Source organism: Cobetia sp. BMC6 (assembly GCF_029991385.1).
In the GTDB taxonomy this organism is placed as follows: domain Bacteria; phylum Pseudomonadota; class Gammaproteobacteria; order Pseudomonadales; family Halomonadaceae; genus Cobetia.
Genome location: NZ_JAKUMF010000073.1, coordinates 1 through 425, shown reverse-complemented (window position 1 = coordinate 425; position 425 = coordinate 1). Strand labels below are relative to the sequence as shown.

Annotated in this window: 1 protein-coding gene; it reads right to left on the bottom strand. The window is 39.1% G+C overall.

The window, feature by feature from the left end:
- Positions 1-128 precede the first annotated feature (128 nt).
- Positions 129-425: TetR family transcriptional regulator C-terminal domain-containing protein (locus MKZ40_RS17045; protein WP_282628004.1), on the bottom strand; the 297-nt coding region annotated here is incomplete at its 5' end.

Here is a 425-nt window from a genome sequence, read left to right as displayed (position 1 = left end):
ACTCATCAGCGATTTCAACGTGATAAATCACTTCATCCGTTGCAGGGTTCTTAACTGCAAAGGTATCGCCAGTTTGATTCTTTAAAAAATGGCCATTAATAAAATTTTCGTAAACAGGTGTGGTCATTTTAGGCTCCATACTGTTTTATCAGTGAACGAATGTAGTCTTTAGCTAATCGCTCACAATTTTCGAATTGATCTTGGTCTGACTTACTTAATACGGCTCTTAGCCATAAACCATCGATCATGGCTGCACTTAGCTCAGCAGCTAAATTGGCATCGCTATCGCTCATTAACTGTTTGAATGAGCTTAATAAGTTACTAAATAAACGTTTACTATTTACGTTTTGTAAGCGATGCAACTGGGCGTCGTGCATTGAATGCGCCCAAAAGCTCAACCAAGTTTTGGTGTTGTTGCTTTGCTG